Origin of the sequence: Pseudomonas sp. HY2-MNA-CIBAN-0224, assembly GCF_040310285.1 — a bacterium.
Lineage (GTDB): Bacteria > Pseudomonadota > Gammaproteobacteria > Pseudomonadales > Pseudomonadaceae > Aquipseudomonas > Aquipseudomonas helleri.
Map to the genome: position 1 here is coordinate 26802 of NZ_JBEOPQ010000020.1, position 22444 is coordinate 49245.

General features: G+C 56.0%; 17 protein-coding genes. 13 read left to right on the forward strand and 4 right to left on the reverse strand.

Annotation, left to right across the window (positions count from 1 at the left end; genetic code table 11):
- The first annotated feature begins 87 nt into the window (after positions 1–87).
- From AAEZ03_RS11835 to AAEZ03_RS11850, 4 genes are all read left to right on the forward strand, one after another.
- Positions 88–456 (forward strand): hypothetical protein, encoded by a 369-nt coding sequence (locus tag AAEZ03_RS11835; protein WP_350578768.1) that lies wholly within the window; start codon positions 88–90, stop codon positions 454–456.
- A 12-nt stretch (positions 457–468) separates the two neighbouring features.
- Positions 469–939, forward strand: coding sequence for an FAD/FMN-containing dehydrogenase (locus tag AAEZ03_RS11840; RefSeq protein WP_350578771.1), 471 nt, complete (start codon positions 469–471; stop codon positions 937–939).
- A 292-nt stretch (positions 940–1231) separates the two neighbouring features.
- On the forward strand, positions 1232–4252 hold the full coding sequence (ydiJ, locus tag AAEZ03_RS11845; RefSeq protein ID WP_350578774.1) for a D-2-hydroxyglutarate dehydrogenase YdiJ: 3021 nt from the start codon (positions 1232–1234) through the stop codon (positions 4250–4252).
- A 63-nt stretch (positions 4253–4315) separates the two neighbouring features.
- On the forward strand, positions 4316–5215 hold the full coding sequence (locus tag AAEZ03_RS11850) for a LysR family transcriptional regulator (RefSeq protein WP_350578777.1): 900 nt from the start codon (positions 4316–4318) through the stop codon (positions 5213–5215).
- A 107-nt stretch (positions 5216–5322) separates the two neighbouring features.
- Here the strand turns inward: AAEZ03_RS11850 and AAEZ03_RS11855 are convergent, their stop codons facing one another.
- The gene (locus AAEZ03_RS11855; RefSeq protein ID WP_082148724.1) at positions 5323–5958 is read right to left on the reverse strand and encodes a cupin domain-containing protein; all 636 of its coding nucleotides are present in this window, start codon (positions 5956–5958) and stop codon (positions 5323–5325) included.
- Positions 5959–6341: 383 nt separating this feature from the next.
- On the opposite strand from AAEZ03_RS11855, the gene AAEZ03_RS11860 reads away from it, so the two are divergent.
- From AAEZ03_RS11860 to AAEZ03_RS11880, 5 genes are all read left to right on the forward strand, one after another.
- Positions 6342–7394 (forward strand): ABC transporter substrate-binding protein, encoded by a 1053-nt coding sequence (locus AAEZ03_RS11860; RefSeq protein ID WP_123748818.1) that lies wholly within the window; start codon positions 6342–6344, stop codon positions 7392–7394.
- Positions 7395–7512: 118 nt separating this feature from the next.
- A complete protein-coding gene (locus AAEZ03_RS11865; protein WP_227024752.1) occupies positions 7513–8616 on the forward strand; it encodes an ABC transporter ATP-binding protein in 1104 nt (367 codons plus the stop codon).
- Positions 8617–8626: 10 nt separating this feature from the next.
- On the forward strand, positions 8627–9883 hold the full coding sequence (locus AAEZ03_RS11870) for an ABC transporter permease (RefSeq protein WP_350578781.1): 1257 nt from the start codon (positions 8627–8629) through the stop codon (positions 9881–9883).
- A gap of 2 nt (positions 9884–9885) precedes the next feature.
- Positions 9886–10710 carry an ABC transporter permease gene (locus AAEZ03_RS11875; protein WP_350578856.1) on the forward strand — a complete coding sequence of 275 codons (825 nt, stop codon included), beginning with the start codon at positions 9886–9888 and terminating at the stop codon, positions 10708–10710.
- Positions 10711–10780: 70 nt separating this feature from the next.
- On the forward strand, positions 10781–12025 hold the full coding sequence (locus tag AAEZ03_RS11880; RefSeq protein WP_350578784.1) for an aspartate aminotransferase family protein: 1245 nt from the start codon (positions 10781–10783) through the stop codon (positions 12023–12025).
- A gap of 601 nt (positions 12026–12626) precedes the next feature.
- Here the strand turns inward: AAEZ03_RS11880 and AAEZ03_RS11885 are convergent.
- A complete protein-coding gene (locus tag AAEZ03_RS11885) occupies positions 12627–14417 on the reverse strand; it encodes a putative bifunctional diguanylate cyclase/phosphodiesterase (protein WP_350578787.1) in 1791 nt (596 codons plus the stop codon).
- Positions 14418–15029: 612 nt separating this feature from the next.
- On the opposite strand from AAEZ03_RS11885, the gene AAEZ03_RS11890 reads away from it, so the two are divergent.
- Complete coding sequence (locus AAEZ03_RS11890) at positions 15030–15380, forward strand: DUF6124 family protein (protein ID WP_153425999.1); 351 nt, start codon at positions 15030–15032, stop codon at positions 15378–15380.
- Positions 15381–15441: 61 nt separating this feature from the next.
- On the opposite strand, the gene umuC is transcribed toward AAEZ03_RS11890, so the two are convergent.
- Both umuC and AAEZ03_RS11900 read right to left on the reverse strand, forming a co-directional pair.
- Positions 15442–16716, reverse strand: coding sequence for a translesion error-prone DNA polymerase V subunit UmuC (gene umuC / locus AAEZ03_RS11895; RefSeq protein ID WP_350578790.1), 1275 nt, complete (start codon positions 16714–16716; stop codon positions 15442–15444).
- Positions 16706–17134 carry a LexA family protein gene (locus AAEZ03_RS11900; protein WP_123748809.1) on the reverse strand — a complete coding sequence of 143 codons (429 nt, stop codon included), beginning with the start codon at positions 17132–17134 and terminating at the stop codon, positions 16706–16708. Before AAEZ03_RS11900 ends, umuC begins: the two co-directional genes overlap by 11 nt.
- Positions 17135–18132: 998 nt before the next feature.
- Here AAEZ03_RS11900 and AAEZ03_RS11905 point away from each other — a divergent pair.
- The 3 genes from AAEZ03_RS11905 to AAEZ03_RS11915 all read left to right on the forward strand — a co-directional run bounded on the left by AAEZ03_RS11905 (position 18133) and on the right by AAEZ03_RS11915 (position 22415).
- The gene (locus AAEZ03_RS11905; RefSeq protein WP_123748807.1) at positions 18133–18573 is read left to right on the forward strand and encodes a low molecular weight protein-tyrosine-phosphatase; all 441 of its coding nucleotides are present in this window, start codon (positions 18133–18135) and stop codon (positions 18571–18573) included.
- A 38-nt stretch (positions 18574–18611) separates the two neighbouring features.
- Positions 18612–20840 carry a polysaccharide biosynthesis tyrosine autokinase gene (locus AAEZ03_RS11910; protein ID WP_350578858.1) on the forward strand — a complete coding sequence of 743 codons (2229 nt, stop codon included), beginning with the start codon at positions 18612–18614 and terminating at the stop codon, positions 20838–20840.
- A gap of 252 nt (positions 20841–21092) precedes the next feature.
- Positions 21093–22415, forward strand: coding sequence for a UDP-glucose dehydrogenase family protein (locus AAEZ03_RS11915; protein ID WP_350578794.1), 1323 nt, complete (start codon positions 21093–21095; stop codon positions 22413–22415).
- The last annotated feature ends 29 nt before the right edge of the window (positions 22416–22444 follow it).

Below are 22444 nucleotides of genomic sequence, written 5' to 3' on the forward strand. Positions count from 1 at the left end.
CTTTTTAGCGATGTGAAGTAGATCAATGGCTAAGGGACAGTTCACGTACAATTGCGCTTTTGCCACTGCTGCCCACAGGATTCACCCATGTCTTTGAACAAACGTAACCAGGCACAGATCGAACGCCGTCTGGTTAAACACCTGACCGATGCATGTGAAACCGCCAAAGGGCAAATTCCGGGCTTTGTCTGGCTCACCCATTCAGTCGACTTCGAAGCTTTCCCGGCCAGCCTGAAGGTGGTCTGGGTGTTCGACAACCAGGTCAACAAAGACTTCGCCCTGGCCGATGGCGAGGCGCGGTTTATGGTTGAACTCACCACCCGCGCCCTGGCCGACGCCAATATCAACATGCGTCAGGTGGCCAACCACGTTTTTTATGACTCCGAAGACGAATGCCAGCGCGCCTGTGGCGGCGACTGGGTCAAACGTCTAGCCCAGAAAACCACCCGAAAATAGAGAGACTACACAGTGAGAATTGCACTTTTACTGCTGTTAAGCGCCCTGTCGATGCAAAGTTTCGCCGCCACGGTGGGTGAGCACCTTACCCCCTGGACGTTGCAAGACCAGCACGACCAGCCTTACACCCTGGACGCCAACACCCACGTGCTGTTGGTGGCCCGCAACATGGACGGTTCCAAGCTGGTAAAAGCAGCGCTGGAAAACCAGCCAAAAGGCTACTTTGAGGCCCGCCATGTCGCCTTTTTGGCGGACGTGCATGCTATGCCGTCATTGATCGGCAAATTCATCGCCATCCCTAAAATGCGCGACTACAGCTACCGCGTCGTTCTGGATCGCGACGGCAAGATCGCCGCACAATACCCCGGCGCAGACGACCAGGTGCTGTGGTTGCAACTGGACAACGGTACGCTGGTGTCGCAGCAAACCTTCGCCAACGCAGACGCCCTGCGCGCCGCCCTGGAAAAACTCCCCACCGAGTAATCCCCACACTCTTTGTAGCCGCTGACGAGGCACGAGGCTGCGATGGGTTGCGCAGCGACCCCCTTATGGCGGTCCTGCGGCCCGCATCGCAGCCTCGTGCCTCGTCAGCGGCTACAAGTGCGTATGCCCCATTCATGCATAAACCTCATGCAAAGGCTGCACGTTATACGTTTGCCTTGTGGCGCCAAGACCCTGAAAATCCTGCCAAATCAATTTCACCGCGCGAGCGCGTTAGCCAGCTCCATGCGCCGAGTGAATGTAGAACTGAATTTGCCTGCAGGAAATACCACCGATGATCGCCCGCCTCGCCCCTCTCCATCGTCTTGATGACGCTTACCAACGTTTTCTAAGCGCACTGACAACGGAAGGCTTCAAGGGTGAAATCGCCAGTGATTTCGGCCTCAGAACCGTGCTGGCCACCGACAACTCCATTTATCAACGCTTGCCGCAGGCTGCGGTGTTCCCCAAAGATTACGCCGATGTCGAATGCCTGAGCGCACTCGCTGCGCGGCCGGAGTACCGCTCCATCGTGCTGACCGCGCGTGGCGGCGGCACGGGCACCAACGGCCAGTCGCTGACCGACGGGCTGGTGGTCGATCTGTCCCGCCACCTCAATAACATCCTCGAAATCAACGTCGAAGAGCGCTGGGTGCGCGTGCAAAGCGGTGTGGTCAAAGACCAGCTCAACGCAGCACTAAAAGCCCACGGCCTGTTCTTTGCCCCCGAGCTGTCCACCTCGAACCGGGCCACCATCGGCGGCATGATCAACACCGACGCCAGCGGCCAGGGCAGTTGCACCTACGGTAAAACCCGCGACCACGTGCTCGAACTGTCGACCGTGCTGCTGAGCGGCAAACGCCTCGACAGTGAGGCGCTGGCAAACGACCTGGCGCACCGCCAGGCCGAGCGCAACGACGTGATCGGCGAGGTCTATCGCTGCGCCCAAGACATTGCCGACAACCAGCAGCAACTGATCAAAGAAATCTTCCCGCCGCTCAATCGCTGCCTCACCGGCTATGACCTCGCCCACTTGCGCGAAGCCGATGGGCGCTTCAACCTCAACAGCCTGCTGTGCGGCTCTGAGGGCTCGCTGGGTTTTATCATCGAAGCCAAGCTCAACGTGCTGCCCATCCCGCAGCATTCAATTTTGGTCAACGTGCGCTACGCCAGCTTCATGGACGCGCTGCGCGATGCCAAGGCGCTGATGGCCCTCAAGCCGCTGTCGATCGAAACGGTGGACTCAAAAGTCCTGATGCTGGCGATGAAAGACATCGTCTGGCATGGCGTCGCCGAATACTTCCCCCAGGACCCGGCCACGCCCACCCTGGGCATCAACCTGATCGAGTTCAGCGACGATGACAACGAGCGCCTGGAGCAGCGCGTTCATGACTTTATCGAACACTTGAACACCGACAACGGTGTGCGCCGCCTGGGCCATACACTGGCGGTGGGCAGTGAAGCGGTGAAACGCGTCTACACCATGCGCAAACGCTCTGTGGGCTTACTCGGCAACGTGCAGGGCGAGGCCCGGCCGCAGCCCTTTGTAGAAGACACCGCCGTGCCGCCGGAAAACCTCGCGGACTACATCGCTGAGTTCCGCGCCCTGCTGGACAGTTACGCACTGGAGTACGGCATGTTCGGCCACGTCGATGCCGGGGTGTTGCACGTGCGCCCGATCCTCGACATGAAAGACCCGCGCCAGGCGGCGCTTATTCGCCCGATTTCCGATGGCGTGGCGGCCCTCACGCACAAATACGGCGGCTTGCTGTGGGGCGAGCACGGCAAAGGCCTGCGCTCCGAATACGGGCCTAAATACTTTGGCGCACTGTACCCGGCGTTGCAGGCAATCAAAGCCGCGTTCGACCCGTTCAACCAGCTCAACCCCGGCAAAATCGCCACACCGGCGCAGGTCAGCACGGCCCGCTTGACCCGCGTCGACGAAGTGCCGCTGCGCGGTGATCTGGACCGGCAAATCGACGAGCGCGTGTGGCAAAGCTACCAAAGCGCCGTGCACTGCAACGGCAACGGTGCCTGCTACAACTTCGACCCGGATGACGCGATGTGCCCGTCCTGGAAAGCCACCCGCGACCGTATCCATTCGCCTAAAGGCCGCGCTTCGCTGATGCGTGAATGGCTTCGCCAGCAAGGGGCGCAAGGCGTGGACCTGCTGGGCAACTACTCCACCGGCGTGCTGCGCAGAACCCGCAACTCGCTGGCCGGATTGATGGGTGAGAAAGACTTCTCCCACGAAGTGTATGACGCCATGGCCGGCTGCCTGGCGTGCAAATCCTGCGCGGGGCAGTGCCCGGTCAAGGTCAACGTGCCGGATTTTCGCGCGCGTTTTCTGGAGCTCTACCACAGCCGCTACCTGCGCCCGCTCAAAGACTACGCCGTGGGCTCGCTGGAATTCAGCATCCCGCACATTGCGCGCTTCCCGAGGCTGTACAACGCCTTGATGAGCGCTGCGCCGGTTAAATACCTGCTGGAACGCGTGGTCGGCATGGTCGACAGCCCGCTGCTGAGCCTGATGGATTTCCATGCCGTGTGCGCGCAATGGAACGTGCAAATCGCCACGCCGAAAACCCTTTCACGGTTGAGTGACGAGCAGCGCAAACGCAGCGTGATCCTGGTGCAGGACGCCTTTACCCGCTATTTCGAAACGCCATTGGCGGCACAATGGATCGAGTTGATTGCCCGGCTGGGCTATCAGGTTTACCTCGCGCCCTTCTCGCCCAACGGCAAACCGTTGCAAGTGCAGGGCTTTCTCGGGGCCTTTAAAAAGACTGCAGCCAACACCGCCAAAGGCTTGATGGCATTGGAGCAAAGCGGCATACCGCTGGTGGGCCTCGACCCGGCCATGACCCTGGTGTACCGCCAGGAATACGCTAAAACCCTCGAACAAGGCCGCGCTCCGCAAGTGGCCCTGCCGCAAGAGTGGCTAGTGACGGCATTGCCCGATACGCTCAAGCACGGCACCCCGCAGGTGTACCAGTTCCTGCCGCACTGCACCGAGCGCACCAACGAGCCGGGCAGCGTTGATCTGTGGAAGAAGGTTTTCGAAGGCTTTGGCCTCACGCTGCAGGTGCTGCCCAGCGGCTGCTGCGGCATGTCCGGGACTTACGGCCATGAAGCCCGCAACGCCAAGACCTCGGCGGTTATTTATTCGCAGTCCTGGCAGCCGTTGGTCGAACGGCACATGCCGAGCGGCAACCTGATTGCCGATGGCTATTCCTGCCGCAGCCAGGTCAAGCGCCATGAAGGCAAAGCGTTGCAGCATCCATTGCAGGCACTGCTGAGCCACCTTCGCCAGTGAGGCGAGTTGTTTGGGTGGGTGATTGATGGCAGGCTGCTCGCATTCGTTGCGATGAGAATAAAAATGGATAATTTTTCCCAGATGCAAGCCTTCCTGTGGGCGCACGAACACGGCAATTTCTCGGTGGCCGCCAGGGCGAACGGAATCACCCCGTCCACCGTCAGCAAGTTGATCAGCCGCCTCGAAAACCGCCTGCAAGTGCGTCTGTTCCAGCGCGGCAACCGCAGCCTCACGCTCACCGAAGAAGGCTCGGCCTACCTGATGAGCGCACGCAAAGTCATGAACGCCATGGCCGAAGCCGACTCGTTGGCCGAGGCCTTCCCAACCCAGGTCAGCGGCGCGCTGCGCATCCACACCATGACTACCTTCGCCAAACACCAGATCGTGCCCTGGCTGCCGGAGTTCATGGCGACCTACCCCGGCCTCACGGTTGATTTGCAGGTCGGCCCACAGTATGTCGACCACTTTGACCAGGGCCTGGACATCGCCATTCACAGTGGCGTGTTGCCGGACTCATCTCGCGTTGCGCGCAAAATCGGTGAAAGCGCGTGGATCATCTGCGCCTCCCCCGAATACCTCGCCCGTAAAGGCACGCCCAATCATCCGGAAGACCTGCTCAACCACGACTGCTTCAACTTTGCCTTTAACAGTGCCTGGAACAACTGGCAGTTCAGGGTCGACGGCGAAACCGTCACGGTAGCCATCAAGCCCAAGGCGGTCTTTGCCCAAGGGGATTTACAGCGCGACATCGCCTTGAACGGCGGCGGAATCGTCAAGCTTGCGCAGTTCCATATAGGCGCGGACCTCAAGGCAGGCAGGCTGGTGCCCTTGCTGCAGGCCTACGACATCCCGTCCAAAGAGCCCATTTACCTCATCTACACCCACCGCAAAAACCTGAGCCCGCGCATACGTGTGTTCAGGGATTTTCTGGAGCAGAAATTGAAGGCCTCGCCTTGGGACTAAATCACTCACCGTCCCTGTAGGAGCGAGCTTGCCTCGCGATCTTTTAAAAAGATCAAGAGATCGCGAGCAAGCTCGCTCCTACAGTTTTTGCTCGGCGCTGCTGTGCATCAAAAGGTCGGCGGCGATACCGCGCTGACAACAATGCACACTTCATCAAACGGGTTGCGCATGCGGTGCGGCAAACGGCTGTCAAAGTAGTAGGCATCCCCCGGCGACAACACGCGGATCTCATCACCTACGGTCATTTCCAAACGCCCTTCAATGACAATGCCGCCTTCTTCGGCGTCGTGGGAATACAGCTCTTCGCCTTCTTCACCGGTGTCTGCACCCGGTTCGTAACGTTCATGGAGGATCATCATCGAACTATTTTCGAGATTCGCTCCCACTTGCCTGTATGATAGCTTCTTGCCATCAGCGAGTTCGACCAGCTCATTGGCTTTGTAAAACACGGCGCGGTCAACCACTGCCGAGTCGGAAAAAAACACGCTGAGGGTGACGTTCAAAGGCCTGAGCAAACGCTTGAGGATGCTTACAGACGGGCTGGATTTATCCCGCTCGATAATCGAAAGCGTGGCATGCGGCACACCGGCCAGCTCTGCCAGGCCCCTGATCGAGAGACCTCGACTTTGTCGTAACGCCTTGAGCCTTGCGCCTACGGTGGCGGTCTCCAAAACCTCTGGTGGGCTTTCAGGGAGCTCTTCCCGGATATGCGGGCTTCGCCCTGTCGCCGATGTTTCTGTCACGGTGAATTCCTTAGCTAAACGGCACCCGAGCGGGCCAAAGTTTAATGTGGACCTTGAACTGCCGAATTTTCTTACACGGTAAAGGCAACTTAAACGCACCAGGTCGGGTAATCCCGTATCCTGTTGCACACTCCAGGCGCAGCAAAGTAGCACGGTTTCAAACAGGCTCACCCCTGAAGAAAACGTTTATTACTCTAGCTAAAAAAAAGACCGCCAGTAGGGTTTGTCAGTCTTTTTTAAATTTTAGACGTGAGAAAACAATCGCTTACCGTTTATCGGGCGATTCAGGTTTTAATCGTCAGCGAAAATAAAGCTTGCCTGGAGACATCACCAGTGGTAAAAATTTTTACCACTGAATCACAACATCTGCGTAGAGGCTAATAATGCATAAATCACGCCACGCTGTTGCAGCATATGGACTTGCCCTCATTGGTTTAGCAGCTTCCCAAGTTGCCACTGCCCGTGATCTAACGATTGTCTCCTGGGGAGGCAACTTTCAGGACGCACAGCGCGAGCTTTTTTTTGCACCTTTTGCCAAACAAACCGGCAAAAAAGTACTCGACCAAAGCTGGGACGGCGGAGTGGGCGTGCTCGACGCCAAAGTCAAAGCTGGCAACCCTAACTGGGACGTAGTCGAAGTAGAAGGTGAAGACCTTGTACTGGGCTGCGAGTCCGGGCTCTATGAAAAAATTGACTGGGCCAAAATCGGCAACAAAGCTGATTTTATTCCCGAAGCGGTGAGCGACTGCGGTGTCGGCAACATCGTCTGGAACACCGGCCTGTCGTGGGACGGTGACAAGCTCAAGACCGAGCCGACCTCGTGGGCCGACTTCTTTGACCTGGAAAAAATCCCGGGCAAACGCGGCCTGCGCAAAGGCCCTAAATACGCACTTGAGTTCGCGCTGATTGCTGATGGGGTCAAACCTGCCGACGTGTACAAAGTGTTGCGCACCCCGGAAGGCGTCGATCGTGCCTTCAACAAACTGGGCACCATCAAGTCGGACATCGTGTGGTGGGAAGCCGCAGCACAACCGCTGCAAATGCTGTCTGCCGGCGACATCGTGATGAGCTCGTCGTATAACGGCCGCATCACCGGTTTTAACACCAACGAAGGCAAAAACTTCAAGTTCCTGTGGAACGGCAGCGTATCGGCCATCGACTCCTGGGCTGTGCTCAAAGGCAGCGAGAACAAAGCCGAAGCCATGGACTTCATCGCCTTCGCGAGCAAGCCCGAAGCACAGGCCAAGCTGCCCAAGTACATCGCCTATGGCCTGACCAACAAGAACGCCAACGAATTTGTTCCGGCAGACTTGAAGCACACCCTGCCCACCACCCCGGAAAACCTCGCGCAGTCGATCCCTATCGATGTCGAGTTCTGGGTTGAGAACATCGAACCGCTGACCGAGCGTTTCAACGCCTGGGTCGCCCAGAAGTAAACCCCCGCCTCTTGGTCACCCTGCCACTGGTTCCCCGGTGGCAGGTCCACGACGTTATCTGCGCGCCGGTGCCTCTCATCATGATGAGCGAGCATGCCCTGGCGAAGATGCTGTGCGCCTGCTCTCAAGTGAGGATGGTTACGTGAAACACTTGGTCAGTTTTAAAAATATTCAGAAGACCTACGACGGCATACGCCCCGTGGTCAAGGATTTGAACCTCGATATTAAAGAAGGCGAATTTGTCACCCTGCTGGGCCCGTCCGGGTCGGGCAAAACCACCAGCCTGATGATGCTGGCCGGCTTCGAAACGCCGACCCATGGCGAGATTTACCTGAACGACAAGCCGCTGCACAACCTTGCGCCGCACAAGCGCAACATCGGCATGGTGTTCCAGAACTACGCGCTCTTCCCGCACATGACCATTGAGCAAAACCTGGCCTTTCCGCTTTCTGTCCGCAAAATGAACAGCGTCGACAAAAAGCACAAAGTCAGCCGCGCTCTGGACATGGTGAAACTCACCGAATTCGCAAAACGCTACCCCGCGCAACTGTCGGGTGGCCAGCAGCAACGTGTCGCCCTGGCCCGTGCGCTCGTGTTTGACCCCAAACTGGTGCTGATGGACGAACCGCTGGGCGCCCTCGACAAGCAATTGCGCGAACACATGCAACTGGAAATCAAGCACCTGCACCAGCAGTTGGGCCTGACCGTGGTGTACGTGACCCACGACCAAAGCGAAGCCTTGACCATGTCCGACCGCGTGGCGGTGTTCAACGACGGCGTGATCCAGCAGATCGACACCCCGACCGCCATTTACGAGGCCCCGAACAAAAGCTTTGTGGCGCAATTTATCGGCGAGAACAACACCTTGCTCGGCACCTTTATGTATTGCGACGAGCAGTATGCAGTGGCGCGTCTGGATGACGGCAGCCTGATCCGCGCCGTGCCGGTGGCCGAGTGCCAGCCGGGCGACCAGGTGGCCCTGTGTATTCGCCCCGAGCGGGTAGTGGTCGGCCCGGCGGGCAGCACGCCGCTGACCGCGCGCATTCAGGAATACATCTACCTGGGCGACCACGTGCGCATGATCACCGAAATTGCCGGGCAGCCGAACTTCATGGTCAAGCTGCCGGCCTCGCACATGAACAACAGCTGGACGGTTGGCAGTTCGATTTCACTTTCCTGGTCACCAGAGCACATCCGCGCTCTGGACGTGACCAAGCACTGAGATGTCGATCATGAGTCAGCCCGCCGCCACTCAATCCGGCCAGACCCAGGAGCAGACGCCCAGTCTCAGGGCCAAGCTCAGAAAGTCCGAACGTTCTTACACGTTCAAATCCCTGCTGCTGATCGCACCGCTGTTTCTGTTTGTGCTGGTGTGCTTTGCTTTCCCCATCGGCACCCTGCTCTCGCGCAGCGTCGATAACCCCGATGTGAACACCGCGCTGCCGGCCACCGTTGACGCGCTTGCCCTCTGGAAAGGCAAATCGCTGCCGAACGAACACACCTTCGAGGCACTGGTCAGCGACCTGGGCAACGCCAAAGAGAACGGCCAGATCGGCGCTTTGGCTAAGCGCTTGAGCTATGAAATCCCGGCTTACCGCACCCTCATCACCAAAACCCTGCGCAACCTGCCGGCCAGCGACGTGGCGTCCAAACGCGACGCGCTGATTGCCATCGACAGTTCGTGGGGCGAGCTTAATTACTGGAAGGCCCTGAAGCAGGCATCGGCGCCGCTGACGCCTTACTTCTTGCTGGCCGCCCTTGACCAGCGTGTCGACTCTGCCACCGGCAACATCGTCAAGGCCGACCCAAACCAGTCGATCTATGTGGACATTTTTGCCCGCACCTTTGCCATTGGCGCCGTGGTCACCCTGCTCTGCCTGGTACTGGGGTTCCCGGTGGCGTACTGGCTGGCCACCTTGCCAGAGGGCAAAAGCAACCTGCTGATGATCTGCGTGCTGCTGCCGTTCTGGACCTCGCTGATCGTGCGCACCGCCGCCTGGGTGGTGTTGTTGCAGTCCGATGGCTTGATCAACCGTTCGTTGATGTTTCTGGGCCTTATCGACGCGCCGGTGCAACTGGTGTTCAATCGCACCGGGGTGATCATCGCGATGACCCATGTGCTGCTGCCGTTCATGATCTTGCCGCTGTACAGCGTGATGAAAAACATCCCCGGCAACTACGTGCGGGCGGCTATTTCGCTGGGCGCGCACCCGTTCGTGGCGTTCTGGCGAGTATATGTGCCGCAGACCTTCGCGGGCCTGGCTGCCGGTGCGCTGCTGACCTTCATTCTTGCCATTGGTTACTACGTGACCCCGGCCCTGGTGGGCGGCGCTGCGGACCAGATGGTCAGCTACTTCGTCGCGTTCTACACCAATAAAACCGTTAACTGGGGCATGGCGTCTGCACTCGGCAGCCTGCTGCTGCTTGCCACCCTGTTGTTGTATGGGGTGTACGGCAAACTTACCCACCCTAACCAGGCGAGGTCATGACCATGTTGCCGCCTTATGCCTCCAAAGCCGAAAAACTGGCCCGCTTCGGTCTGGTAACAATCTGCCTGTTGGTGCTGCTGTTTTTGATTATCCCGGTGCTGGTGATCATTCCGCTGTCGTTCAACTCGTCATCGTTCCTGACCTACCCCATGGACGGGTTTTCGTTGCGTTGGTATGAAGAACTGATGTCGTCCCAGGAGTGGCGTCAGGCTTTTAAAAACAGCTTTGTCATCGCCCCCGCCGCTACGGCACTGGCCATGATCTTCGGCACCCTGGCGTCTGTGGGGCTGTGCCGGGGCAACTTTCGCTTTAAGGGCGTGATCATGGCGTTTCTAATTTCGCCCATGATCGTGCCGCTGGTGATCGTTGCAGTCGGCCTGTACTTCTTCTTTGCCAAGCTGCAATTGCTCAACAGCTACACCGGTCTGGTTCTGGCCCATGCCATGCTCGGCGTGCCGTTTGTGGTCATCACCGTCAACGCGACGTTGCAGGGTTTTGACAACAACCTCAGCCGGGCCGCCGCCAGCCTGGGCGCCCCGCCGCTGACGGTGTTTTTCAAAGTGATCCTGCCGCTGATTGCCCCCGGCGTGATCTCGGGAGGGCTGTTCGCGTTTGCCACCTCGTTTGATGAAGTCGTGGTCACGCTGTTTTTGTCCAGCCCGTCACAGCGCACCTTGCCCTTGCAGATGTTCTCGGGCATTCGAGAAAACATCAGCCCCAACATTGCCGCAGTCGCCACCATCATGGTCATCCTGTCGGTATTAATGCTGCTGACCCTCGAAGTCCTGCGACGACGCAACGAAAAACTAAAAATCAAACAACAATAACCCATGCCATACACCTTCCCGGGCCCAACAGCCCGGGGCGGGTAACGCTTGTCCAAATTCAGAGGTTTTTATGCCGAATCTAGTGGGTGATGTTTCCAGCGCAGCCCGCATCCTGCCTGATCTCAAGGGTGAAAAACTGTTTATCCGCAACGGCAAAGGCGCCTACCTGTGGGATGACCAGGGCCGCCAATACATCGACACCGCGCTGGGCTTTGGCGCGGTATTGCTGGGCCATTCCAATGACGCCGTCAATGCGGCGGTCGTGCAGGCACTGAGCGACAGTGCGGCGCCGTCATGGGCCCATGTGCGTGAGCATGGCGCGGCGACGGCGCTGGCCAGCCACACCGGCGAACTGAGCAAAGTCATCTTCACCAACTCGGGCAGCGAAGCGGTGCACCTGGCCTGCCGCGCAGCGCGTGCCTACACCGGTCGCGGCAGAATCGCCAAAATGGCGGCGGGTTTTGATGGCTGGTTCGATGACATCAGCTACGGCAACGTCACCTCCAAAGAAGCGAGCTTTAGCGACGGCAAGCGCCCGTCTACAGAGCGCACCACCCTGCTGCGTTTTAACGACTTTGACGATGTTGAACGCCTGTTTGCCGAAGACAGCAACATTGCTGCGGTGATTCTGGAGCCGATGCTGGCCAATGCGGGCTGCATCATGGCCTTGCCGGGCTACCTCAAACACGTCCAAGACGTAGCCCACCGCCACGGTGCACTGGTGATCAGCGACGAAGTGCTGATGGGCTTTCGCCTGTACCCGGGCCTCGCGGCCCTGCAAGAAGGCCTGGACCCGGACATCGCCAGCGTTGGCAAAGCCATTGGCAACGGCGTACCGGTGTCGGCGGTCGTCGCCAAACCGCACATCTTCGCGGGGTTTGAAGAAGGCCGGGTCATCCGCGGCGGCACCTTCAGCGGCAACCCCATGGCCTGCGCGGCCGTGACCACCACCCTGGCGCAACTGGACAGCGTTGACTACCCGCAACTCATCGCCCGTGGCGACGCCTTGCGTGGCGCCATTGAAAGCATCTTTAAAAGCCACGGCATCACCGTGAGCACCAGCGGCTACGGCAACGTCTTTGGCATCTGGTTGGGCGCTGTTGTGCCGAGCACCTACGAACAAGCTGCGCAAATCGCCAACCCCTCGTTTACCAAAGCCCTGCACCTGGCATTACGCGAAGCGGGCGTACTGATCATGCCGTCGCCGTACGGCCGGTTGTACATCTCCTTCGACCACACGGACGAAGTGATCGAAGAAATCAAAACCGCGTTCGAACATGCGGCGGTTGAATTGAGTGCTGCGTATAGCGATTGAGCGTGCGGGCGTACGCAATACACCTGTAGGAGCGAGCTTGCCTCGCGATCTTTTGATCTTTCGCAGCCTTCGTGCCTCGTCGGCGACTACGGGCGGGCGCGGTCAACGTGTAGGAGCCGCCGAAGGCTGCGATCTTTTGATCTTGGCCCCTTTTACGGCCGCTGCGCGCCCGATCACAGCCTCGTACCTCGTCAGCGGCTACAGGTGCGCAATACAACTGTAGGAGCGAGCTTGCTCGCGATCTTTTGATCTTTCGCAGCCTCGTGCCTCGTCAGCGACTACGGGCGTACGCGGTCAACGTGTAGGAGCCGCCGCAGGCTGCGATCTTTTGAGTTTGGCTCTTTTACGGCCGCTGCGCGCCCGATCGCAGCCTCGTACCTCGTCAGCGGCTACAGGTGCGCAATACAGCTGTAGGAGCGAGCTTGCCTCGCGATCTTTTGATCTTTCGCAGCCTCGTGCCTCGCCAGCGACTACAAGCGTACGCGGTCAAAGCGTAGGAGCCGCCGAAGGCTGCGATCTTTTGATCTTGGCTCTTTTACGGCCGCTGCGCGCCCGGACGTAGCCTCGCAAGGCTCGTCAACTGCTACGGGCGTACCACGTCTCACGTAAAACATCTCTGCTCGCGCAATAACGTCTCCAGCTCTTTTGTCGGCAATGGTCGGCTCAACAGGTAACCCTGGACTTGATCACAGCCGTTCTCGGTCAAAAACGCCAACTGCTCACAGTTTTCAACGCCTTCTGCAATCACTTGCAAGTTGAGGCTGTGGGCCAGTTCGATGATGGTGCGGGTAATGGCCGCGTCCTGGGCGTTGTGCGGGGCTTCGCGGATGAAAGCGATGTCGATTTTCAATTTATCAATCGGGAAACGACTCAAGTAAGCAAGGCTCGAATACCCCGTGCCAAAGTCGTCTATGGAGATCTTCAACCCGATGTCGCGCAACGCCAGCAAGCTGGCGATGGTCTCCGGGGTGTTGAACATCAAGGAGCTTTCGGTCAACTCCAACTCCAACCATTTAGCCTCGATTTGATGTTCATCCAGCGAGCGCTGGATGTTTTCTACTAAATCCCCTTCGGTTATCTGCTGCGCCGAGACGTTGACCGCCACTTGCGACACGCCCAAACCGGAGCGCTGCCAACAGGCAATTTGCTTACAAACACTGGCAATCACCCACTGCCCCACCATGGAGATAAGCCCCATGTCTTCCAGAATCGGCACAAACACCGACGGCGCCACGCTCGGCAAACCCGGCCGATGCCAGCGCAACAGCGCTTCAACCCCACACAGGGTGCCGTCGCGCAGGCTTATCTTCGGCTGGTAATACAGCTCAAACGCCTGCTTGCGTACCGCATCACGCAACGCCGTTTCGAGTTCTTGGCGGGCCTGGACTTCGACGTTCATTTGCGCGGTGTAAAACCGGTAGGTGTCCCTGCCCGCCTGTTTGGCCCGACTCATCGCGGTGCTGGCCTGTTTGATCAGCCCCTCGGCGTCGGCGCCATCATCGGGGTACAGGGCAATCCCGATACTGGCAGTCAGGGTCACGTCTTGCTCCTGAACCCTGAACGGCTCGCGCAGTACTTCACGAATACGGTCCACGATCTGTTTAGGTCCCGTCTGGCCTTTGCGGATCATCAAGATCAAGGCCAATTCGTGACCGTCCATACGGCCCAAGGTATCGGAGACGTTAAGGCAGTTGGACAACCGACGGCAAAACTCGGCCAGCACCTGATCACCAATCAAATGCCCCCACACGTCGTTGAAGCTTTTAAAGTCATTCAGATCGACCGTGCACACCGCCAGTTGCCAGCCTCTAAGCTCGGCCTGGGTCAGGCCCATTTGCAAGGTGGTGTAGAAAAGGTTGCGGTTGGGCAAGCCGGTCAGCGGGTCGTAGTTGGCCATTTTCAACAGGCGCTCGTCGCTGCCCATGGCGGAACGAAACCGCTCAACGTCGATGGTGCGCTTCTGCAATTGCTGCTCGAGCATCAAGCTGTGCACCACCTGATGATCGCCAAAGGCCTTGAGCCTGAGCAGGTTGCGCACCTTGAGCCACAGTTCATCATTGACCACCGGCTTGCTGAGCACCTCTTCGGCGCCCGCCTCCAGCCCTGAAAGCCGCGCGCTTTGCTCGCTGAGGCCCGACAGCATGATGATCGGGATATTCGCGGTCGCCACGTTCGCCTTGATATGCCGGGCCACCTGGTAACCGTCCATCCCCGGCATCATGGCATCGAGCAAGATCAAGTCGGGCGGTTGCCTGGCCACCATGGCCAGGGCCATTTCACCCGAAGGGGCGCTCAGCGTTTGATAGCCTTGATCCTCCAGCATGATCTCCAGCAACTTACGGATGCCTTCGTCATCATCAACAATTAACAGTGTGGCCGGCGTTGTAGGCATGAAGAGTCCTCAATTCAGTCGGCCCGGGTTTCCAGCCTTGATCGGCCTTCGGTCAGTGTATTCACCGTGTGGAACCCCTTACCGCCGGAGCTCTCGCTTTAAGTGGGTTGGAGTAAAGCACCCTTCTCAGGGTTTCTCCATGCGGGCGCTCTACAAAATCTATGCCAGCCACCACCGGGCCAAGGCATGCTTCAAATAAAGGCAACATTCAAACGAAACCGTTGCCAATTTAAGCAATGGCAAACAGCCAAAAACTGCGAAACAAAGCATCGGCAGCGCTAAAAAATCAGCCGTTTCGTACGACACTTCGCTTTCAATTGCGCGAAACTTCCGAGAAAATCCCGTTCGCTTGCGCCTGTCCAGTTCGAGGCATAGTCTCGGCCCATCGCTGTCCATCAGCGGTTGGGTTTAGTCGCCCGGCAAGTGATCAGGCGCAAGGCGCCACCTGTGCGAGGCGTTTTTTTTCGGCCGCGTTTTATGGTGGCCGTGCGCAGGGCGCCTTCGGGCGCGCCGGGTTTCCTGATCACCGGTCGACTAACCTGCGTACGGCTGCCACCCACTCGTTTAGTCGCGACAGGTGACAGCTCCTTTAAGTGATTAGGAGTTGTACCCATGAAAAAGATTGTCCCCGATCCACCCACCCTTCCCTTGCTTGATGCTGCCCAGTGCAACGATGTGCTGTTAGACCGTGCGGCCGCCGAGCGCGCGCTGGACTTTTACCTGCTCGAACCCAAACCTCCACGACACGTGGATCTGGCCACGTATGTCATCCCGGACAGCGTCAATTTAGAAGCGGCTTTGGCCCAAGCGTCAGACTTGTTGCGCTGCGCGGGTGCCTCCGCGAGTGAGGCAGGAAATGGCATGAGCGGGCATGCGCGCAGTTTGGTGTTATCAACCATGCACCTGGTGGAGCTGGCCAGGGCGTACGTCGATAAGTCGCTGGATGGTTTAACCACGCACTAAAGCAGCACGCGCCTGCTTGGCGACAGGCGCGTCAGCCCAACCGTGTATTCATGCAAACACCTCACCCCACCCGCCACAGTTGGTCCAGCCGCGTGGTATAGCCCTGGCTCATCAAGTCACGGCGCATGGCCCACTCCGGATGGCTCGGCACACTGGCCGTGCGCAACGTGCCACGCCCCCAGCGCCCGTTGATCTCGTCCAGCACCGCCATCACCCGCGACGCCTCCGCAGGCTGGTTAATCGCAAACAGATCATCGGTAAACTCGCCCGGCTGGCGCAGATCCAGCAACAGCACCTCTGCCTTGCTGTATTTAAAACCCGGCCGAAACACCAACTCCACCGCATCAACCGCGGCTTTGGTGAGCAAGCGCACGTCGTCGGTCGGGTACGGCAACGTCACCACCACACCATTGGCGTACTTGGCCTCATCGGGGTTGAACATCCCCGTACGAATACTCACCCGCACCTTGCGGCAATAAGAACGCTGGGCCCGAAGCTTCTCGGACGCGCGCATCATATAAGTCGCGACCGCTTCTTTAATAGGCGCCATGGCGGTCAGGCGCTTGCCGAACATGCGGCTACAGCAGATCTCTTGTTTGGGCGGGTCTGGCTCGTCCAGCTCCAGGCACGACGTACCGGCCAGCTCGCGGGCGGTTTTCTCCATCACCACGCTAAACTTTTTGCGCAGCATCCATGGCTCAGCACTGGCCAGATCCATGGCCGTCATAATGCCCATGCCTTGCAAATGCAGCGTCATGCGCCGGCCCACACCCCACACCTCCGCCACCGGCGTATTACGCAGCACCCAACTGCGCTCACGCTCGCCACACAAATTAACCACCCCGCCTGTACGCGCCTGCAGCCGCTTGGCCGTGTAGTTGGCCAACTTGGCCAGGGTTTTGGTCGGGGCAATGCCCACCCCCACCGGGATCCCCGTGCACTGCACAATTTTGCTGCGTAACTGGCGCCCCACCTCGCTGGGGTCGGTGATGCCGGTCAAATCAGCAAAACACTCATCAATGCTGTACACCTCGACGGCGGGCAACTGAGACTCGATCAGGCTCATCACCCGCTCGCTCATATCGCCGTACAGCGCATAGTTGGACGAGAACGCAACGATCCCCAACGCCTCCAGCCGATCCTTGATCTGAAAATACGGCTCACCCATTTTTATGTGCGGCTTGGCGTCATAACTGCGCGCAATCACGCAGCCATCATTGTTGCTCAGCACCACAATCGGCACCTTGGCCAGGTCCGGGCGAAACACCCGCTCACAACTGGCATAAAAACTATTGCAGTCAATCAGCGCAAACACCGCAGGCGACTTAGTGGCCATGGCTGCGCACGCTATACGTAATCACACCCCAAATAGACAAATCATCGCCCTCCAGCACATGGTGGTCGGGGTACTTGGGGTTCTCGGAGCACAGCACCACCCGCTTGCCACGAATACTCAGCCGCTTACAGATCGGCTCGTTATTAAGCAAAGCCACCACCACATCCCCGTCTGCCGCCTCAATAGAGCGATCAACCACCGCCAGGTCACCCGAAAAAATCCCCACCCCCTGCATGCTGTCGCCATCAATCGTCACCAGATACACATGCGGGGCACGCAGGCTTAACACCTCATCCAGCGAGATGGGCTGCTCCATATGGTCCGTCGCCGGCGACGGAAACCCCGCCGGGATCTTGAACGTACACAGCGGCAAGCGAACGCTGCCTTCAACAAGAGGACCCAAGAGAGAGAAACCCATGACACGCGCCTTTCCATAAACTGTACATGCATACAGTAGACTGCGACGTAAGAGCCCGGTCAATTTTTATGTCAGAAATTTCGACAGGTGGAGCCAGCTGTATCCCAAATTGGCAAAACGCATACCCGACCTAAATACTCTGCTTTATCGCTGTGCGATATCTGGAGCAATTGCACTAACTTGAAGCGAATATCAGATTCGCCCTAACACATTTAGCGCGCATTAGTAGTGTCAAACTCTGCAACAACAAGGCGTAATGCAAGGCTATTTACCGCTTATCGCTTAAATTGATGTTTTGATATCAACATCAATATCACAGTGCCACCAACACTAAATTTAGGTGAATAGTCATGCAACTTCTGAAGAGCCAAGCCGCAGTTAGCGCCGAATATAAGTAAACAGTTCTACCGCGAGATCGCCCGTGGCCCCTGCACCGGCGCCCGTAGGGCCAGGGCGATGAGCGGGCAGCACCCCGCACCAGAACAGTGCGCACGTTGCCATCTAAAAGGATGGACATCCGCCAATGCACACCCAAGTGGGTGAGCACAAACCCCGGCCCGGACAACGTGCCCTGGAAGCCGCATAAATGCTCATCTGCACCGTAGAAAACAGCGCATCAGGCTTACCTGCCAAAGCAACGTAACAGCACTTAAGGGGTTGATTTGAGCGAGAAAAAAGCCCAGAAAATGTTATTTTTTGTCAAGCTAAAATCGTTGAAAAAGGCTATATATAGCCCCCTGTGTTACATCTTGTACATAAAGGTTGCTCTTAGAGACCCTTCGCCGTTAAAATTTTCGGCACCTCCAACTTCACACCGGCCTTATCTGTAATTAAAACAGAGGGAACTGTTGCCTTGTGAAGGCCATGTCCACATAGCAATTGCTGCACATAGGCTTTTATAGACAGGTACAACCATTGCCCAAACGCGGGCATGGTGGTCGTGACGATTAGTTGAATGCTCTCGCCGGCTGAGCATATTTGGCACAAAGGAAGCTGCCTTGTTTAAACGAATCTTGATTGTCTGCGTCGGCAACATCTGCCGCAGTCCTACCGCAGAACATCTGCTGCGGGTCGCCCTCGCCCCCTCCGGCATCGCCGTGAGCTCTGCGGGCTTGGGCGCCTTGGAAAACCACGCCATCGAAAAAAACGCTCGTGCTGTCCTTGAGAGCAAAGGTCATGTCCTGGGCGACCACAGCGGTACCCAATTGAACTCTTCTCTGATAAATGACTCGGATCTCATCCTTGTCATGGAGAAGAAACACATAGACGGTGTACTGAAAATCGCACCGGAAGCACGCGGCAAAGTCTTGTTGTTGGGTAAATGGCAAAACAACCGTGAAATCGACGACCCCTATCGCCAGGGGAAAGCCGCCTTCGACCATGCGTACGCGCTGATTGAAGAAGCTGTAAACGCATGGGCACAGCGCCTCAAGCGCTGAGCAAATTCTCGAATACTGTGAAGAAAAAGAATCGAATTATGCAGCAAGCTCCCGTGACAAAGTCCCATGACCGCGAAGACGATAACGACGAAATCGACCTTATGGGGTTGCTGGGCACGATGCTCGATCATAAATGGTTGATCGCAAGTGTTACCGGGGCCTTTATGGCTGCGGGCGTGGCGTATGCGCTCTTGGCGACACCGGTGTACCAGGCGAATGCTCTGGTTCAGGTTGAGGCCAAGAAAAATGACATGCTGGGATTCTCAGATGTCAGCAGCATCTTGGGCAAGGAATCGCCATCGACAACTGAATTTGAGCTGATAAAGTCACGCAAAAATATTGGCGCAGCAGTCGACAACCTAAAACTGGATATCCATGTTGAGCCTAAATACTTCCCATTGATTGGTGAATATTTTGCGAGGCGCTTTAAACCTAGCCCAGAAAATACTGTCGCACAACCTTGGCTGGGCATGAATAGTTATGCTTGGGGCGGAGAGCGCCTTGATATTTCTGAGCTGGAACTGCCGCATGATTTACTGGGTAAAGAACTGACCTTGGTAAGCGGTGAAGCAGGCAATTATCTTTTGTTAGATGAAAACAACAACATATTGGTAAAAGGTCAAGTTGGTACGCCCTACGACCAAAATAATATAAAAATAGAAGTAAAAGAGCTACAAGCCAATCCCGGAACCAATTTCAATGTAAGCCGAAACTCTCGACTAAGTACTATCTTGAGTTATCAACAAGCATTGGATGTTGTAGAGCGCGGCAAAGAATCCGGCATGATCGGGCTGGCACTTGAGAATACTGACCCAAATAAAGCGATAAGTATTCTGAATGAAATCGCTCGTCTCTATGTACAACAAAACGTTGAGCGTAGTTCTGCCGAAGCCGCGCAAAGTCTGGGGTTCCTTAACGACCAACTACCCCAAGTCCGTAAAGATCTGGAAAAATCAGAAAATGCGCTGAATGCATTTCAGATCCGTAGTAAGTCGATTGATATCAGCCTCGAAGCTAAAGCCATACTCGACCAAATCGTGGCTTTGGACACCAGCATCTCTACGTTAAAATTGCAGCAAGCAGAAATGGATCGTAAGTTCACACCACAGCACCCTGCTTATCGCGCATTGATGGCTCAACTCGCCGAACTGACAGGTAAACAAAATCGGTTGGCAAAACAAGTTGAAGGCTTGCCTACGACCCAGCAAGAACTATTGAGCCTGACTCGCGACGTAAAAGTCAGCACAGAAATTTATACTCAGTTGCTGAACAAATCCCAAGAGTTGGACGTAATGCGCGCAGGTACGGTTGGCAACGTACGGCTGATCGATACCGCAGATGTAGATCTGCGAACACCGGTCAAACCAAAAAAGGCTCTTATAGTTTTGATTGCAACCTTGTTCGGTGCCTTCCTAGCCATGGGCTATGTGCTATTTCGTAAAGCACTTAATCGCGGTGTGGAGAACCCGGATGATATCGAAAGACTAGGCTTGCCGGTTTATGCTTCGATTCCATTTAGCTCATTGCAAAAAGTCGAAGACGATAAAAGCACTAAAGGTCGAGGCACCCGTGTCACTCCTCTATTAGCCAGCAGCCATCCTACAGATCTAGCCATTGAAGGCTTGCGTAGTCTGCGTACCAGCCTGCATTTTGCCATGCTGGAAGCCGACAATAACCGTCTGATGATTTCTGGTCCAAGCCCAAAAGTCGGTAAATCCTTTATTTCTTCGAACTTGGCTGCCGTGATTGCACAATCGGGACAACGCGTGCTTCTGGTAGACGTGGACATGCGCAAAGGTTACATCCATAAAATGTTTGGCTTTGAGGTCGGAAATGGTTTGTCCGATCTCTTGGCAAAGCGTTGTGACCTAGAGACCGCGACTCATCACACCGAAATAGAAAATCTCGATGTAATCGTCCGTGGGCAAATCCCACCGAATCCATCGGAGCTTCTGATGCACAAGAACTTCACCGAGTTCCTTAATCAAGTCAGCGCTAAATATGACCTGGTCATTCTCGACACACCGCCCTTCTTGGCCGTAACCGATGCAGCCATTGTTGGCCGCCAGTCCGGCACCAATTTGATTGTGACCCGTTTCGAACTAAACCCGGCTCGGGAAGTTGAACTGACCATGCGCCGCTTTGCACAAAACGGTATTGACCTAAAAGGCGCCATCTTCAATGGCGTCGAAAAGCGTGCTTCCGCTAAATATGGCTATGGGGCATATGGCTACTACAACTACGAATACAAATCAGATAACACTTAATATAGCTAAGCATTGACTACCAATGAGCGCCTTTGACAGTTGAAAGGCGCTCTTTTAGCGTAGAAGCAACAAGAAAATTTAAATTAAAAATATTTAAACCGCTTTCAGGGATTTGCGAATAATCCTGGGGCGGTAGCGTGCCCAATCTATATAACTTGCTCTATCCAATGTTCCTGTAGATCGCCATACAGCTTCAGCAAGAAACCATCTCTCAATTGTTTACAATCTGCTTTATGTTTAAAGGGAATCGACATGAAAGTCACAGTTTTTGGCATCGGTTACGTCGGCCTCGTTCAAGGTGCAGTACTCGCCGAAGTCGGCCACGATGTCGTATGCATTGATATTGATGCCAACAAAGTCGAACGCCTCAAACAAGGCCACATCCCAATTTACGAACCTGGCCTCGAAGCACTGGTTAAAGAAAACTACGCTTCAGGCCGGTTGAATTTCACCTCCGATGCTGAAGCCGGAGTTAAACATGGCGAAGTGCAATTTATTGCCGTCGGCACACCTCCAGACGAAGACGGTTCGGCAGACCTTAAGTATGTGCTAGCAGTTGCTGAAACCATCGCCAAGCATATGGAACGCCCGCAAATCATCATCGACAAATCGACGGTGCCAGTCGGTACAGCCGATAAAGTAAGCCAGCGCATCGCACACGTGCTATCCCAGCGCCAGCGTGAAGATTTGACATTCGATGTCGTGTCCAACCCAGAGTTTTTGAAAGAAGGCTCCGCTGTAACAGACTGCATGCGCCCGGACCGTATAGTGATCGGCACCAGTTGCACAGCCACTGAAGATGTAATGCGCGAGCTGTACGCGCCGTTCAATCGCAACCACGAAAAAATCATCGTCATGGATGTGCGCAGCGCTGAACTCACCAAGTACGCAGCCAACTGCATGCTCGCAACAAAAATCAGCTTTATGAACGAAATGGCCAACCTTGCAGAAATGCTCGGTGCAGATATAGAAATGGTACGCCAGGGCATTGGTTCTGACCCGCGCATTGGTTATCAGTTTTTGTATGCCGGCGTAGGTTATGGCGGATCATGCTTCCCGAAAGATGTACAAGCGCTGATCCGTACCGCAGACAGTATCGACTACGATGCTAAAGTGCTCAAAGCCGTAGAAAGCCGCAATGATGAACAGAAGTCTGTATTGTTCAAAAAAATATTTAAACACTTCAATGGTGACCTAAAAGGTAAAACCTTCGCACTCTGGGGTCTGAGCTTCAAGCCTAACACCGATGATATGCGCGAAGCTCCGAGTCGAGTATTAATGGAAGCTTTGTGGAAAGCAGGGGCCAAAGTGCAAGCTTTTGACCCAGAGGCCATGGAAGAAACCCAGCGTATTTATGGCAGCCGTGATGATCTGACTCTGTGCGGAACTAAAGAATCGTCGCTGAAAAATGCAGATGCATTAATCATTGTTACCGAATGGCAAGCATTTAAAGCTCCTGACTTCGAACTAATTAAACAACAACTCCATGAACCTATTATTTTTGACGGCAGAAATATTTTTGAACCAAGTCGAATAAAAAAGAAAGGCATTACGTACCGTTCAATTGGTCGCTAAGACTTAACTTGCTACATATTGCCATACAG